This is a genomic window from Glutamicibacter endophyticus (assembly GCF_048457885.1).
Classification (GTDB): Bacteria; Actinomycetota; Actinomycetes; order Actinomycetales; family Micrococcaceae; genus Glutamicibacter; species Glutamicibacter endophyticus.
In genome coordinates this window covers 2,760,221-2,775,575 of the sequence record NZ_CP174200.1, presented here as the reverse complement: position 1 = coordinate 2,775,575, position 15,355 = coordinate 2,760,221, and the positions used below count along the sequence as shown (strand labels likewise).

At 65.2% G+C, this 15,355-nt stretch carries 15 protein-coding genes; 7 read left to right on the top strand and 8 right to left on the bottom strand.

All coding sequences use genetic code 11. The annotated features are described in order from the left end of the window. The first annotated feature begins 69 nt into the window (after positions 1-69). Positions 70-1,479 (top strand): L-serine ammonia-lyase, encoded by a 1,410-nt coding sequence (locus tag ACJD00_RS12925; RefSeq protein WP_418907339.1) that lies wholly within the window; start codon positions 70-72, stop codon positions 1,477-1,479. Positions 1,480-1,613: 134 nt separating this feature from the next. Here ACJD00_RS12925 and ACJD00_RS12920 read toward each other — a convergent pair whose 3' ends face one another. Together ACJD00_RS12920 and ACJD00_RS12915 are read right to left on the bottom strand one after the other, a co-directional pair. Next, positions 1,614-2,105 carry a hypothetical protein gene (locus ACJD00_RS12920; protein ID WP_418907338.1) on the bottom strand — a complete coding sequence of 164 codons (492 nt, stop codon included), beginning with the start codon at positions 2,103-2,105 and terminating at the stop codon, positions 1,614-1,616. Next, the gene (locus ACJD00_RS12915) at positions 2,062-2,277 is read right to left on the bottom strand and encodes a hypothetical protein (RefSeq protein WP_418907337.1); all 216 of its coding nucleotides are present in this window, start codon (positions 2,275-2,277) and stop codon (positions 2,062-2,064) included. The genes ACJD00_RS12920 and ACJD00_RS12915 overlap by 44 nt, the downstream gene beginning before the upstream one ends. 400 nt (positions 2,278-2,677) lie before the next feature. On the opposite strand from ACJD00_RS12915, the gene mgtE reads away from it, so the two are divergent. Beyond that, on the top strand, positions 2,678-4,036 hold the full coding sequence (mgtE, locus tag ACJD00_RS12910) for a magnesium transporter (RefSeq protein ID WP_418907336.1): 1,359 nt from the start codon (positions 2,678-2,680) through the stop codon (positions 4,034-4,036). Positions 4,037-4,196: 160 nt separating this feature from the next. Then, positions 4,197-5,330, top strand: coding sequence for a hypothetical protein (locus ACJD00_RS12905; RefSeq protein ID WP_418907335.1), 1,134 nt, complete (start codon positions 4,197-4,199; stop codon positions 5,328-5,330). Between the two features lie 67 nt (positions 5,331-5,397). On the opposite strand, the gene ACJD00_RS12900 is transcribed toward ACJD00_RS12905, so the two are convergent. Continuing rightward, positions 5,398-6,465: a lysostaphin resistance A-like protein gene (locus ACJD00_RS12900; RefSeq protein WP_418907334.1), complete on the bottom strand. Its 1,068-nt coding sequence runs from the start codon at positions 6,463-6,465 to the stop codon at positions 5,398-5,400. Between the two features lie 125 nt (positions 6,466-6,590). On the opposite strand from ACJD00_RS12900, the gene ACJD00_RS12895 reads away from it, so the two are divergent. Genes ACJD00_RS12895 through ACJD00_RS12880 form a run of 4 tightly spaced genes read left to right on the top strand, consistent with a single transcriptional unit; the run spans position 6,591 to position 11,063 of the window. After that, positions 6,591-7,865 carry a YibE/F family protein gene (locus ACJD00_RS12895; protein WP_418907333.1) on the top strand — a complete coding sequence of 425 codons (1,275 nt, stop codon included), beginning with the start codon at positions 6,591-6,593 and terminating at the stop codon, positions 7,863-7,865. Positions 7,866-7,913: 48 nt separating this feature from the next. Then, on the top strand, positions 7,914-8,924 hold the full coding sequence (locus ACJD00_RS12890; RefSeq protein ID WP_418907332.1) for a metal ABC transporter solute-binding protein, Zn/Mn family: 1,011 nt from the start codon (positions 7,914-7,916) through the stop codon (positions 8,922-8,924). Positions 8,925-8,951: 27 nt separating this feature from the next. Beyond that, the gene (locus tag ACJD00_RS12885; protein ID WP_418907331.1) at positions 8,952-10,073 is read left to right on the top strand and encodes a CDP-glycerol glycerophosphotransferase family protein; all 1,122 of its coding nucleotides are present in this window, start codon (positions 8,952-8,954) and stop codon (positions 10,071-10,073) included. 3 nt (positions 10,074-10,076) lie between these two features. Next, on the top strand, positions 10,077-11,063 hold the full coding sequence (locus ACJD00_RS12880; RefSeq protein WP_418907330.1) for a S66 peptidase family protein: 987 nt from the start codon (positions 10,077-10,079) through the stop codon (positions 11,061-11,063). Here ACJD00_RS12880 and ACJD00_RS12875 read toward each other — a convergent pair. From ACJD00_RS12875 to ACJD00_RS12855, 5 genes are all read right to left on the bottom strand, one after another. Beyond that, the gene (locus tag ACJD00_RS12875; protein WP_418907329.1) at positions 11,060-12,550 is read right to left on the bottom strand and encodes a gamma-aminobutyraldehyde dehydrogenase; all 1,491 of its coding nucleotides are present in this window, start codon (positions 12,548-12,550) and stop codon (positions 11,060-11,062) included. The two genes, ACJD00_RS12880 and ACJD00_RS12875, sit on opposite strands and share 4 nt — an antisense overlap. Positions 12,551-12,571: 21 nt before the next feature. Next, positions 12,572-12,928: a cupin domain-containing protein gene (locus tag ACJD00_RS12870; RefSeq protein WP_418907328.1), complete on the bottom strand. Its 357-nt coding sequence runs from the start codon at positions 12,926-12,928 to the stop codon at positions 12,572-12,574. Then, on the bottom strand, positions 12,928-14,376 hold the full coding sequence (locus ACJD00_RS12865; protein WP_418907327.1) for an NAD(P)/FAD-dependent oxidoreductase: 1,449 nt from the start codon (positions 14,374-14,376) through the stop codon (positions 12,928-12,930). The genes ACJD00_RS12870 and ACJD00_RS12865 overlap by 1 nt, the downstream gene beginning before the upstream one ends. A 223-nt stretch (positions 14,377-14,599) precedes the next feature. Beyond that, positions 14,600-14,944 (bottom strand): CHY zinc finger protein, encoded by a 345-nt coding sequence (locus tag ACJD00_RS12860; RefSeq protein WP_418907326.1) that lies wholly within the window; start codon positions 14,942-14,944, stop codon positions 14,600-14,602. Beyond that, positions 14,941-15,354, bottom strand: a complete 414-nt coding sequence (locus ACJD00_RS12855; protein ID WP_418907325.1) for a hypothetical protein — start codon at positions 15,352-15,354, stop codon at positions 14,941-14,943. The genes ACJD00_RS12860 and ACJD00_RS12855 overlap by 4 nt, the downstream gene beginning before the upstream one ends. Position 15,355 lies beyond the last annotated feature (1 nt).

Below are 15,355 nucleotides of genomic sequence, written 5' to 3'. Positions count from 1 at the left end.
CCCTTGAGCTACCTCCATGCTCAAAATGAGCATGGAGCTAACCACACATAGTTCTAAGGAAGTGCCGTCATGGCGATCAGTGTTTTCGATCTGTTCTCGGTCGGAATTGGCCCCTCGTCGAGCCACACGGTGGGCCCAATGCGTGCTGCGCACGCGTTTATATCGCAGGTTCATCGCGAGGAGAAGCTAGCCCAGCTCGACTCGTTGCGTATCGACGTTTACGGTTCATTGGCCGCCACCGGTAGGGGGCACGGCACCTTCACTGCGATTATGCTCGGGCTCGAGGGCTTCGAACCCGAGACTATTCTTCCGGCCCAGGTCGACGAACGTCTGACCGATATGGAAAGCTCCGGCACGTTGCGCCTGGCCGAGCAGCTCGGCGCCCGCAAAGACATTAGCTATGGCATTCCGGATATGATCCAGCACCCGCTCACGGTGCTGCCGCGGCATACCAACGGGGTCAAGTTCATCGCGCTGGACGCGGACGGCAATGAGCTGGCGAACGAAACCTACTTCTCCGTCGGTGGCGGCTTCATTGTGCGCGAGGGAGCCGAGGAACGCCTCGAGGCGAACCTCGAAGCGAAAATCTCGGAGCAACCCTACCCGTTTTCTACGGCCGCGCAGCTGCTGAAGCATGTGGCCGATACCGGCAAGAGCATTGCCGAGATCATGATGGCCAACGAGGAGACCTTCCGCAGCCGCGAGGAGATTCGCGCCGGACTGATTCACATCTTCAACGTCATGGAAGAGTGCAAGGATTCGGCCCTGGAACGCACCGGCGTGCTACCAGGTGGCCTGAACGTGCGTCGTCGCGCCCCGGAGTGGCATGAGCGGTTGCGCAAGGAAGATAAGGACCGCGATCCGGTCTACTGGCAGGAGTGGATCAACCTGGTGGCCCTGGCGGTCAACGAGGAGAACGCCACCGGTGGCCGCGTGGTGACCGCTCCGACCAACGGCGCGGCCGGAATCATCCCGGCGGTGCTGTTCTACGCGACCCACTATGCCCCGGGTGCCAAGTTTTGGAATGAAGAAGAGAAGCACGATGCGGTGATTCGATTCTTGCTCACCGCCGGTGCCGTGGGCGTGCTCTATAAGGAGCAGGCTTCCATTTCCGGTGCCGAGGTTGGTTGCCAGGGCGAGGTGGGCTCGGCCTCGTCTATGGCCGCCGGCGGCTTGGCCGAGGTGCTCGGTGGCACCCCGGCACAGGTGGAGAACGCCGCGGAGATCGCCATGGAACATAACTTGGGCCTGACTTGTGACCCGATCGGTGGTCTGGTGCAGATTCCGTGCATCGAACGTAACGCCATTGCCGCCTCGAAGGCCGTGAACGCGGCTAAGATGGCGCTGATGGGCGACGGTGAGCACCACGTGAGCCTCGACGAGGTCATCATTACGATGCGCGAAACCGGCAAGGACATGAGCGATAAGTACAAGGAGACGGCGATGGGCGGCCTCGCCGTGAACGTCGTCGAATGCTAGCTCGGTAACAGTTTGGCGCGGCCCACTCGCTTGGCGGGTGGGCCGCGTTCGTCGTTAATGGAAGCCTGCGGCTTATTAATGAGCGTAGGCCGTCGCGGCCCCGGGTACGAGCCGCGTGGGAATGGCGCGGGAGCTCAGTCCGAGATGCGACGGGTCAGCTCGAGGAGGGCCACGCGTGCGGGGTGCGGATCGGTGAGCAGGGCCAGGTGATCGCTGGCCAGGGTCGTCACCGGCCAGCCCAAGGTGGCGCCGCGCTCGGCCTGCTCCCGGTAGGCCTCGCTAAGTTGCAGGTACGCGCAGGGCGCATCGGGCCAGCCGGGCACGACCGGCCGGCTCTCCTCGAACATGGCCATCGGCAGTCGTGGACAGTCCGCATCGAAGCGTGCGCGCAGTTCGGCGTCGGGCAATAACTCCGCGAGGGTCTCGGAATCCCACCACCGCGACCAGCGCGGCAACCAGCCCTCGGTGGCCATATTCCGCAGCTGCCGGACGAGTTCGGGCGGAGCCTCATCCGCCCAGCTTCGACCGGGAGTGGGCAGGCCGGCGTCGACGAAGACATATCCCGCGACGGACCCCAACGCGCTACCAAGCGCCGGCAACAGCGGTCCCGCCCCGCTGTGGCCCACGAGGACCGGCCGCAGCGACCTGCCGGGCGCAGTACGGCGGCCCGCCCTCCAGCGTATCGCGCAGGTCGGGGATGGTGACCCTGTGACCGTCGGCGCGCAGGTCCGCGGCCAACGCGTCCCAGGTTGCGGGGCCGACCAAGGGGCTGTGCACGAGCAAGTAGGTAACGCTCATGCCCCCAGCATGGCACCTGCCTCGCACCGCGGACCAGAGGCCGCATTTGTTAATGGGGCGTGATCTGCCTCATGTAGCATGGAGTTTCTGCTCCGGTCTGTGATAGACCTAGTTTTGGTGCCGATCTGTAGTGCCCACAAAGTACGGGAGGTGAATGAATATGGACGACAGTCGCAGTCGATCTAGCTACGCGCGATGCCCATTTCACCTTCCGCTGGCCTCTCTCTGAGCCACTAGCGACGTTGATCTGCGCTCGCGCCTCCGAATAGTTATGCCGCGCGCAAGAGCTGACACTCAGTGATAACGGTGGATAAGTCCACCATTTCAATCGGGGCGATTCTGCCCCGCGTTACTCTGCCGAGTGACCTTTGGCGCGCATAATCCCAAGTGAGTGTGTGTCATGACGCAAGAAGTAATGGTCGACTTTTCACCCATCGAGTCGCTGCTGGAGGCTGAACTCGACGCCGCCGCACTGCGCGAACTGGCCGACCGGCTGGCTCCGCTGAGCGCCTACGCGGTCAGCGAGCTCATTCGCCGACTGCCCTCCGAGCGCGCCGCCATCGTTTTTCGACTGCTGGACCGGGCCCGCGCCGTCGAACTCTTTGAACATCTCGAACCGGCGCTGCGCGCGGACCTGTTTCAGGGGCTCCAAGACTCCGACGTAGCCGCCGTGTTTGCTGCGCTGGATGTCGAGGAACGCGTGGCGCTGCTCGATGAATTGCCCGCCGGCATCGCCGCACGCCTGCTCCAGGGACTGGGGGAGAGCGAGCGCGCCAAAACCAAGGTGCTGCTCGGCTACGAGCCGGGTGTCGTCGGACATATGATGAGCCCAAATTTTGTGGTGACCCATCCGTGGCTGAGTGTGGCCGAGACGATGGGGCGGGTGCGCGCCGGACTCGACACGGCCGAGAGCGTATACACGCTGGTGGTGACCGACGAGCAGCGACGTATCGCCGGAGTGGTCTCGCTGCGCGAACTGCTTGGCGCTGCCGAGTCGACGCTGATCTCCGAGCTGCTCACCGAGGCCTACGCGGTGCAGGCCAGCGAGCCGGCCGACGACGCCGCGCGGCGCACCGTCGAACAGAAGATGCTCCTCGTGCCGGTACTGGACACCCAGCAGCGGGTGGTCGGTGTGCTCAGCCTGAACGACGCGGTGGCGCTGCGCGAGCAGTCCGAAGCGCAACGCACCGCGCGCGGCTCCGGTAGTGAACCGCTACGCCGCGCCTACCTGAACACCCCGGTGCGTGCCCTGGTGCGTTCACGCATCGTCTGGCTCTTCGTGCTGGCGATTGGCGCCACGCTCACCGTGCAGGTGCTCTCGGGCTTCGAGCAAGTTCTTCAGAGCATGGTGGTGCTCAGCCTCTTCGTCCCGCTGCTGGTGGGCATTGGCGGGAATACCGGGAATCAGGCCGCGACCACGGTCACCCGGGCGCTGGCCATGGGGGATGTGCGGGTACGCGACGTGGTGAAGGTGCTGGTGCGCGAGGCGCTGGTGGGACTGTGTCTGGGCGCAGTGCTGGGCACCTTGGGCTGCCTGCTCACCGGGGTGCTCTTTGGCTGGTCAATCGGCGCGGTCATCGGGCTGACGCTGTTGGCGCTGTGCACCCTGGCCGCGAGCGTCGGCGGCGTCATGCCGATGATCGGCAAGGCGTTGAAGGTCGATCCGGCGGTATTCTCCAACCCCTTTATTTCCACGCTGGTCGACGCGATGGGCCTGCTGATTTACCTCGGGATCGCGACGCTGGTCCTCGGTGTTTAGCTACCGGCGAAAGCCGGTGCGCCCGGTGAAATGGGGCCATCGGCGGCCGGGGGAAAACGGCGCTGGGCGCAACTCTTCAAAAGCCGCGAACGGGGTGTTAGGTTAGTCACACGGATCTAGTCGCGGCGCGGCTTGCTGCCGCGCCTTGAAGGGAGTCAGCATGGCATTGCGCGCGGATTCTAATGGAATTGACGCCTCGCTCTATCGGAAATCCGGCCCCTGGTGCACCGTCTTGGCGGACGTCTCTTTGGGCACTACCGCGGCGCAGGAAGCCGCCGACCAGCTACCCGAGAAGGTGGCAAAAATCTTGACGAGCCAGCAGGCGGATCCGCGAGACATCCAGGCGGTGACCCAAGCCCTTCGTCCGGCGCCGGGGTTGCGCGCCCCGGTGGCCCGATTCGTTGCCGTGCGCGACGGGCAGGTGGAACTTGATGAGGTGATTCCGGGGCTGTCGGTGGACGCACCGGAGGTGGACTGCGGGCAGTTCCCGAACTTTGTGGCCCTGGCCCGCGCCCGCGGTGGCGCATTTTCCTATCTGGTGGCCGAGGTCGGTCGTGACGGCGGCGAGGTGCACCTGTATAACACCGCCGCCCCGCACCGACTGGATTCCGGCGGAATCGTCGGCGACCCGGAGGATACGCACCGGGCCCGCAAGGTTCCCGGGGCCTACGACCAGCCCAAGGCACAGGCCGCGGCCGATGAGATGTCCCGACGCAACGCAGAGGAAGTGGCCGAGCTGATTACGCAGATGGCCACCGATAACTATGTGCGTCTCATTGTGCTCTCGGGCGATGTGAAATCGCGGGAAACGGTGGCCGGGATGCTACCGGTGGCGCTACGCCCGCTGGTTGAGGTCATCGACGCGCATACGCGCACCGGTGGTGCCGACCCGCGCCAGGTGGATGCACGCATCGCCGAGCTGGTGGAGTCGGTCAATGAGGCCTCCGTCAAGGAGCTGCAGCAGAAGCTAGCCGAACGCGATGCAAACGGCCGCGCGCAGCTGGCCGTGGGCATCGACGAGGTGGTGGGGGCGTTGCAGTTGGCGCAGGCCGACACGGTGCTGGTGGGACGCTATCAGGATGAGCACACCTTGCGTGCGCTGAGCTCCGAACCTTGGCTGGCCTGTGAGGATTCGGATGATCACGCCGAGTTGGTGCTCGGTTCCTGGCCGGCACCCGAGGTGCTGTTGCGGGCCACGGCGTTGACCGATGCGACCATTCGTTATGTGCCGGATGAAGTGTTGCCCGACGGGGCGGGCATTGCCGCACTGCTGCGGTGGCCGCGGGTGAGCTAGCAGGGTAGCTACGCGGTAGACGGAAGGGCCGCAACTCTCTTGTGAGAGTTGCGGCCCTTCGCGTTGCTTAGTGCTGGGTCGGTGGCAGTGGCGCCCCCGGTTCGCCGTCTCCGGTGGCCGGCGGCGGGGTGGGGCGAGCGTAGGGATTCGGCACCCCTGGCCAGGTCGGTGCCGGCGCCCCGAACGGTCCACGCGGATCCATCGGTGGGCGTGGTGGCAACGGAGGCAGCGGATCGGCGGTGCGCTGGATCCCGAGCCGGGTCGCGGCCTTCACGAGGATGTAGGTCATGATGGCCATGAAGCCGACGGAAATGAGCAGGCTTTCGAGGGTGCCTTCGGTTTGGTTCAGGTCCGCGTAGCCCACGGTGCCCAGCAGGAACAGGCTCACGTTGTTCACCACGTGCAAGGCAATGGCGGCTTCCAGTCCGCCGGTGCGCCAGGTGAGGTAACCGGCTGCCACCGCAAAGAAAGTGACGTCGAGCATGCCGTAGATGTCGTAGAGGTGCCCGAAGGTGAATAGTGGGATCGGCAAGAGGATGGCGAAGGCCGGATGGCGCAGCCAGCTACCGACGGCCTGCATGAGCAGGCCACGGAAGACCAGCTCCTCGGCGGCCGCCTGAAAAGGCACGAGCAGAATGATCAGCAGCGCCAGCGTCAGCGGAGCGGCGGGAGGTTCGAACTGCGGGGCCAGAGTGCCCGCGCCGATCGCCTCGATCCCCAGCACCAGGGCTAGATAGGGCACATAGCTGGCTAGGCAGAGGCCCAGGGCCACCAGCAGCCAGCGGGTGCGTAGTTTTCCGGCCACGGAGAGCAAGACGCCCCAGGGTTTCGGGCCGAGCAAGACGTAGGCCAGCAGCACCGCCGGTATGAGCGCGATCAGCGAGACCATCGTGAAGATGAAAACGGGCGGGCTGCCCATGTCGATGCTGTCAAACGGGGTGCTCGGATCGTCGGTCTCCATCCAGAAGGCCGGGTTGAACATGGCCGAAATGAAGACGACCAGGAACGCCGCGATGAGCAGGACCGTGTAGAAGCCCAGGGTGGTGCCGCCCAGGGCCAGCGGACGCCACCACCGGAAGCGGTGGTCGCGGCGAAGGAGTCGGTGGTAGGCCAAAGGCGCATCGTGCTCGTGCATGGCTCTATTCTTTCCTGTGCGCGGCACGCCGTGCATGACTCTTACGGAGGATATGTGGGCTCATCCTAAATGGCTACACTTGGCAGGTACTTTCCCTTTTGTCTCAAGCAAGGAGCGCGGCAGTAGTGGGCCACAGCCACAGTCACGATCAAGCGATCCTCATCGACCCGGCCCGGCGCCGACGCGCCTCGATTATCTTGTGGGCGCTACTCGCCCCCGTCGGCGCGTTGGCGCTGGTGATGGTGATCGTGTTGTGGCCGCAGGGCAGCTATGACCGTTTCGCACTGAACGGTTCGATGGATGTTGCCGGGGGAGCCTCCATGCAGACCGGCACGGTGACTCGCTCGCTGGAGCAGGATTGCCCCTCGAGCCAGGGCCTGGAGGAGGTCGGGGGCAAAACCCTGAGTTGCACGGTCACCTATGTGATGCCCTCCGATGGTGGGGCGGAGATTCAGCTGGAGATTCCGGCCGAGCAGTTGCAGGCCCGGCAACCGCGGGCCGGCGATGAATTGCGCTATTTGGACCTTTCGGCGGTGGACACCACCTCGGGCGCGCCCTATGTGTTTGTCGACTATGTGCGCACGCTACCGATGATTCTGTTGGCGCTGGCCTACGCGCTGGTCGTGGTGCTGGTGGCCGGTTGGCGTGGGACGCGCGCGATGATCGGGCTGGTCGGTGGCCTGGTGTTCATGGTGGCCTATATGGTGCCGGCGTTGCTGGAGGGCGGCAACCCGGTGCTGATCGCATTGACGGGGTCGACGACGATCATGTTCGTGGCCCTGTATTTCGCCCATGGGCTCAACGCGAAAACCTCGACGGCGCTACTCGGGACGTTGTTCGGGTTGGCGGTGACGGCCGGGCTGGCGGTGTGGTTGACCGACGCGGCGGCGCTGACCGGAGCCAATGACGAACATGCCATGACGCTATCTACCGTGGCGCCCCAGGTTTCACTTCCGGGCCTGTTGATTTGTGGACTGTTGATCGGTGGCATGGGTGTGCTGAATGACGTGACCATTACGCAGTCGGCCACGGTGTGGGAGCTGGCCGAAACTGCCCCGCACGCCAAGGCCTCCGAATTGTTCCTTAAGGGGATGCGCATTGGGCGGGATCATATTGCCTCGACCGTCTACACCATTGCCTTTGCCTACGCGGGTGCGGCCCTGCCGGTTTTGGCCATTGCGGCGTTGAGCGATCAGAGTTTCGGTACGACGCTGGGTACCGGCGGCATGGCCGAAGAGGTGATCCGCATTCTGATTGGCTCCATCGGCCTGGTGCTGGCCATCCCGGTGACCACCGCGATTGCGGTGATCGTGGTGAAGGCTACCGGTACCGGTGGGGCGCATGGGCGTCGTAGCGCACGCGCGACACCCACTCCAATTGCGATTGATTCTCAACTATAGGTAGAATGATTCTCGATAAAGCTTTTGACTGAAAGGTGGGACGCGTCGATGAAGCGTCGGGGATTGGCAATTGCGGTGGCCGTAGCGCCATTGGTGGCCGTGGCATTGACCGGGTGCGGTAGTAAAACGCCGGAGGCCGCCGCCGGGGAGCAAGCTCTGACCGTCGTTGCCACCACCAACGTCTATGGCGACATTGCCCGTCAGATCGGTGGTGAGCACGTCGAGGTCAACGAGATCATCTCCTCGGCCGCCCAGGATCCGCACTCTTACGAACCCACCGCGCAGGACAAGCTGGCCATCTCCAAGGCCGACATTGTGCTGGCCAACGGTGGCGGATATGACCAATTCGTTGATTCGCTGGTCGAGTCGTTGCCGAACCATGACCAGTTAGAGCTGATTCACGCGGTCGACGGTTCGCCGGTCGCCGTCGAAGATGAGCATGCCGAGGAGTCTGGCCACGAGGGTGAGAGTGCCGAGGAGCATGCCGCGCACGCCGACGAAGAGCATGCCGAGGACAAGGGCCACGAGGGCCATGCCCACGCCGGGTACAACGAGCATGTCTGGTATGACCTAGAGAGCATGGAGCTACTCGGGCAGAAGCTGGCCGAGAAGTTCTCCGCCGAGGACGCCGCGAATGCGCAAAGCTACGAGCAGAACGCACAGGCCTTCGGCAAGGAACTCGAAGCGCTGAAGCAGAAGCTGACCGAGAGCGGGCTGAAGGGTAAAGACTTCGCGATGACCGAGCCGGTGCCCTACCACCTGCTCACCGCCGCGGGTATGCACGATGCCACCGTCGAGGGCCTGAGCGAAGCCGTCGAAGAGGGCGAGGACATTTCGCCGCTCGCGCTCAAGCAGGCCGAAGAGGATCTGGCCTCGGGCAAGATCGCGGTACTGGCCTACAACGTGCAAACCGAGGGGCCGGAAACCAAGAAGCTGCGCGCCGCGGCCGAGGCGACCAAGGTGCCGGTGGTGGAGCTGACCGAGACCATCACCGACGATTCCAGCTACCTGACGTGGATGGGCTCGAACATCGACAAACTCGTCGAAGCCGCCGGATAGCCTTGGCCTCGACGTAGACTGGTGCCCATGCCAGGAGTCGACGTCGTACTGCGTCGCACGCTTAGCCGTGCGCGTTCCCTGATCGCCGAACGCCGCGTGCGTTCGGCGATCGAAGTTTCCGGCCGCGATGCTCGCGGGGCCGAGGTAGTGATCTTCTTCGCCGAACCGGTCGGCCAGTTCTACCAGCTGGGCGTGTGGTTGCCGGTGTTCGAGCGGCTCGCCGAACGCGGTGTGCGCGTGGGACTGATTCTCAAGGATGCACTCAGCGCCCGTGAGGCGATGGCCCGCTCGAGCTTGCCGGTCTATTTTTCGCGTTCCATGCAGAGCATCGAGCAGCGCCTGGAGCAGGACGGTACCCGCGTGATCTGCTACGTGAATAATGCGCAGGCGAACTTCACCATGCTGCGCTGGACGGGCTCGGCGCACGTGCACCTGAACCACGGGGAAAGCGAAAAGGCCTCGATGGTCTCCAACCAGCTCAAAGCCTATGACGTGGCCGCGGTGGCCGGTACCGCGGCCATCGAACGCATTGCGCAGAACATCCCGCGCTTCGAGCTCTCGCATGCGGTGGCCATCGGCCGCCCGCAGCTCGATGCCTTGCCCGCACGCCCCGCCCGCGGGTCGAAACTGCGGGTGCTCTACGCCCCCACCTGGGAGGGCGACTCACAGGCCATGGCCTACTCGTCGATCCCGACTCACGGACGGGCGATCCTCGAGGAACTGCGCGGCGTGGCGGGCATCGAACTGATTTTCCGTCCGCATCCGAAAACCGGGGATGTCAGCGGCGCGGTGCGGCGCGAAATTACCCAGCTGCGTAAGGAGTTCGCCGACGTGCTCGACGAGCGGAGCGACCCCGGGGTCCTGCTCAACGACGCCGATGTGGCGATCTGCGATATTTCCGCAATGGCCTACGACGCGTTGGCGTTGAATATTCCATTGCTGCTCGTCGGGGAGCGTGACTGCCAGTTGCGTCGTCGCCTGCCCGCGCAACAGCTACTTTCCGCTCAGGCGCCGGTGGCCGCCACCGTGCGGACGCTGGCCGAGGCCGGAGTGAGCGCGCAGCAGGCCGAACTCGCCAGCTACTTCTTCGCCAGCACCGAGAAGGGGCGGAGCACCGAGCTGCTACACGAACTACTCGAAAGGCTCTAAACAATGACGCAGAAGATTATTGCCCCGCGGCTGCGAGCCGGTGACACCGTGCGCGTGATCGCGCCTTCGTGCTCGCGAAGTTTCGTGATGGAGTACGACAATACGCGGTGGATCGACGAGCGTTTCACCGCCCTGGGTCTGCAGCAGAGCTTCGGTGCGCATGTGGATGAGCGCGACGAATTCGATTCCAGCAGCATCGCGCACCGCGTGGCGGATCTGCACGCTGCGTTCACCGACGAGACGGTCAACGGGGTGCTCAGCGTCATCGGTGGGTACAACGCCAATGAGTTGCTGCCCTACCTGGACTTCGACCTCATCGCCGAGCACCCGAAGGTCTTCTGCGGCTACTCCGATATCACGGTGCTAGCCAACGCCATGCACGCCAAGACCGGGCTGGTGACCTATGTGGGGGCGCACTGGTCCAGCTTCGGGATGCGCGATCACTTCGAACCCACCGGCCAGTGGTTCCACGACGCACTCTTTGGGCACGACTGGCAGATCGAGCACTCCAGTGAATACACCGACGACCCATGGTTCATGGACCAAGACGCACGCACCGTGCATGCTACCGACGGACCCTGGGTGCTACACGAGGGTGCCGCGCAGGGACGCGTGATCGGCGGGAACCTGTGCACGCTGAACCTCTTGCAGGGTACCGAATGGATGCCGCGGCTCGACGGGGCGGTGCTGTTTATCGAAGATGACGCCGCCGGAGATGTGCACGAATTCGCCCGTCAGTTCGCCGCACTGCTTCACAGCGCGGCCGGGCAACGGTTGGCTGGGATTGCGATCGGACGGTTCCAACGGGCAAGTGGCATCGACCGGGCGCTGCTCGAAGCGGTGGTGGCCAAGCACCCGCAACTGGCGCAGCTTCCGGTGGTTGCGAACCTCGACTTCGGGCACACCAGCCCGATGTTCACCCTGCCCATCGGCGGCACTGCGCGGCTTCGGGCCGAAGCCGGCGGCGTCCAACTGAGCCTCGGTCACTAACGCGCCCGGAACACAGTATCCTGCCAGTCGCGGTGCGCGGCCGTATCGTGCGAGATGAGCACGTGCTTGATGTTGGTGTACTCGTCGAAGGAGTACTGGCTCATATCCTTGCCCATGCCCGAGGCCTTGTACCCGCCGTGCGGCATATCCGAAATGATCGGAATGTGCTCGTTGATCCAGACGCACCCGGCCTGAATTTCGGCGGAGGCTCGCAGGGCCAAATTCAGGTCCTTGGTCCAGGCGCTGGCCGCCAGCCCGTAGGGGGTGTTATTGGCCAGTTCCAGGGCCTGGTCGACCTCGTCGAAGGGCAGCACGGTCAGCACCGGGCCGAAGACCTCGTCCTGCACGATGGCCGAGTCTTGTGCCGCCGCGGTGATCAGGGTGGGGCGGTAGAAGTTACCCGGGCGCGCTTCGCGGCGTCCGCCGGCGACCACCTGGGCCCCGTCGCGCACGGCGGCCTGAACCATGGAATCCACCTTGTCCAGGTGCGCCTGGCTGATCAGCGCTCCCATGTCGGTTCCCGGGTCGGTGGGGTCGCCGACGACCATGGCCTCCATCAGCTCGGCGACCCGGGCGACGAACTCATCGAAGCGTGAGCGGTGCACATAGGCGCGGGTTGCGGCGGTGCAGTCCTGACCGCCATTAATGGTGCAGGCCGCCACCGCACCGTGGGCGGCGGCGTTCAGGTCGGCGTCGGCGAACACCACGAAGGGGGCCTTGCCGCCTAATTCCAGGTGCACCCGGGTGCCGCTTTCGGCGGCCAGCGCCATAATGTGCCGGCCTACCGCGGTGGACCCGGTGAAGGAGGTCATGCGCACCAGTTCGTGGCGGATGAGAGCCTCGCCCACCACCGGTCCGGTGCCGACCACGATATTGATCACCCCGTCCGGGAGCCCGGCGGCGTGGGCGGCCTCGGCGAAGAGCAATGAGGTGCCCGGGGTCATTTCGCTGGGTTTGAGCACGATGGTGTTGCCCGCGGCGATGGCCGGCAGAATTTTCCAGGCGGCCATCTGCAGCGGATAGTTCCAGGGGGCGATGGAGCCGATGACGCCGATGGGTTCGCGGCGGATCATCGAGGTGGAATTGCCCAGATAGTCGCCGGCGGCCAGGCCCTGGAGATTGCGCGCGGCACCGGCGAAGAAGCGGACGTTATCGATGGTGCCGGGAATGTCGAACTCGGTGGACATCCGGATGCTCTTGCCGGTCTGGGCGGTTTCCAGTGCGGCGAGCTGCCCGGCGCGGGCCTCGAGTTCGTCGGCCAGGCGGAGCAGGTGGCCGGAGCGTTCGGCCGGGGTCAGTTTGCTCCACGGACCGAAGGCGGTGGCGGCGGCGTTGACCGCGGCGTCGACCTGTTCTGGGCTGGCGGTGTCGATCTCAAGCAGTGGTTCGCCGGTGGCCGGGTTGATGCGGGTGATCGGCTCACCGTTGCCCCGGTGATAGGCCCCGGCGAAGTACTGGTGTCCGTGCGGGAAGTCGGTGCTGGCCATGAAAGCTCCTTGGGTGGGTGGTTAGCGGGAAAGATAGAGTTTGCGCAGGGTGGTGTGGACCTGCCAGTGGGTGCGCATCCCGGCGTGCAGGCGGATCAGGCTTCCGGGGACCAGCTCGAGTTCCTGGGCCGCGAAGCCGTGCGATGCCAGCACCTTCAACGTGGCGGTGCCGACGATGACCAGGAAGTATTCGTCCTCCTCCACATCCTGCATGGCTCCGACGGACATTTCCCAGAGTCCGACGGCGCCTGCCGGAGCGTCGGGTAGTTCGTAGAGCGCGGTGGTGGTCGGTTCCTCGCCGAGGCATTGGGCCGGTTCCACCGGGTGGTGGGTCAGCGGCAGGTCTAGCGCGTTGTGCGCGGTGGCGGCCGGGCGCATCAGGAATCGAATCCCATGCCGAGGGCGTCCATGGCCTTGAGGAAGGCCGAGCGGCGGCCCTGGTTCCGGTCGGCGCGGATCAGCTCATGGGTCATGAGTTTCACCCCGAGCCAGGCGGCCGGTTCGGGTGGGAAGGGCAGGGGTTTGTCGCGGACCATCTGCAATGGCGTCAGTTCGGTGCGTTCCCCGGAGAGCAGGTCCAGCATGACCTTGGCCCCGAAGCGGGTGGCCCCCACGCCGAGCCCGGTGAAGCCGGCGCAGTAGGCGACCCGTCCGTCGTAGGCGGTGTCGAAGAAGGCGAAGAAACGTGAGCAGGTGTCGATCGCTCCACCCCAGGCGTGGGAGAACCGCACCTCGCTCAGCTGTGGGAAGGAGCCGAGGAAATGTGCCGCGAGTTTGCGGAAGGTGGCGGGGTTGGTGTCGTAGCGCGAGCGCACCCGCCCGCCGAAGTGGTAGAGCGCATCGTAGCCGCCGTAGAGGATCCGGAAGTTTCCCTGCTCATCGAGGGTGGGCCGGGCGTAGTGAAAGCGGTTGTTCAAATCCGCCAGGCCGGTGAGTTTCTCCCAGCCAATGGCCTCGCGCTGTTGTTCGGTCAGCGGCTCGGTCATCAGGGCGTAGTCGTAGACCGGGATGGTGTGTAGCCGGTGCCGGGCGAGCAGCGAGGGGAAGGCGTTAGTGGCTAGGGCGACGCGGGCGGCATACACCGCGCCGTCCGCGGTGCCCACGCGGAGCCGGCCGGAGGACTCGGTGAGATCCTCGGCGCGGCTGTGCTCGAAGATGCGCACCCCCAGCTCACGGCAGACGCGGGCCAGTTCCCAGGCCAGCTTGGCCGGGTGCACCAGCACGGTGCCGGTGCGGTCCCAACTGCCGGCCAAGAAGTCCGGTGAGTCGATCATCGCCCGGGTGGCCGCGGCATCCAGGAAGTCAACCTGTGCATGCTCTTGGGCTTCTTCGCGGAGCCACGCCACCTGATGCGCCTCGGTGGCCACCGAGAGCACGCCCTGCTCGACGAGATCGACGTCCATCGAGTACCGCTTAATGGTGTCGATCAGTTCGGCGAGGTTGGCGAAGCCCAATTCGGTCAGCCGGGCGTTCTCGGTGGGCAGGTGGGCTTGGCCGTTGGATTCGCCGTGCACCAGCGAGGCCTCGCAGAAGCCGCCGTTGCGTCCGGAGGCAGCCCAGCCGATGCGTTGGGCCTCAAGCAGGACGACGTTGCGCCCCGGGTCGCGTTCCTTCGCCTGCAGCGCGGTCCACAGCCCGGTGTAGCCGCCGCCGACGATCAGCAGGTCGGCCTGTATCTCGGTGTTCAGCGCGCCGGCCGCGGCGGGGCGGCGGTCGCTATCGAGCCAATAGGGGGTGTGGCTGGCGCCGGCTAAGGCGTGGTCGATGGCCGCGGGGGAGATGCGGCGCTCGTGCCGGTCAAAGGTGGTTTCGGTCTGTGGTGCCATGATGGGTCCTCGGTGGGTCGGTCGATGCTCCTAACGGGTGGGCATGACGCGACGACCAGGGTCCCAGGGTAAGGGTGCTTCCGCGCTCCAAGCGTTGCCGGGAGTCGGGGAGCAAGGGCAGGTGAGGGCAGGATTCCAGGCGCTAGCCACGGTATCCCTCTTCTCAAACAAGCCTCGAATGAATGTGATTCATATCATGTATACGTGAGGTGGGGGTGGGCCGTCAATGGCCGGGGTTGGACGGTTCCGGCGCAAAGTAGAGATCGCTGTGGAGTTTGCAGCCCGGATTGAACCGTGCGGCGCAGTGCGGACACTGCTCGCTGGCCAAGTAACTGGTAACGCTCAGCTCGTGGCGGCACACCCCGCAGAGCACCACCGGTTCCGCGCGGCGCTCCACCGGCCACGGCTGGGCCGGGTGATCCGCGAGCTCGGCATGGCACAGATGGCAGGGGTAGTAGTAGCCGCAGCAGATGAATTTGATGGCGATGACATCGAGGGCGGTGTGATAGTGCGCGCAGCGGGTCTGCGCATCCATCTGCACCCCGCGTACCTCAACTGCCTGGCTCATGCCACCGAGTTTAGTCGCCGTAGCGTGGCTCGCGGTGCCCGGACCTGGGTTCGGGTGCGCCGCAGGTGCATCGCGCAGAGCAGCATCACCGCGAATTCGGCCACCGCCATCCACGCCATGGAGGCGCTCGCCGTGGCGTGCCCGGAGTGGCCGGCCCCATGCTGATGGACCCATGGAAGACCGAGGATCAGCAGGGCATGAACGATAACCATGAGCCCGCTCATCAGCATCAGGCCGCCTAGCGCCCCGCCGCGCCATGTCTCCAGCGCGCATTTGCCGCAGAGCCCGGCCATGGCCACGAGGGCCACCGACCAGTAGGCGCCGTGGTGGCCAGCGATGGCCATGACCACGTGGGCGAACGCCAGCAGCGCGGACAGCATGGCGATCACCCGCGTGGTCAGGCCGCTCATG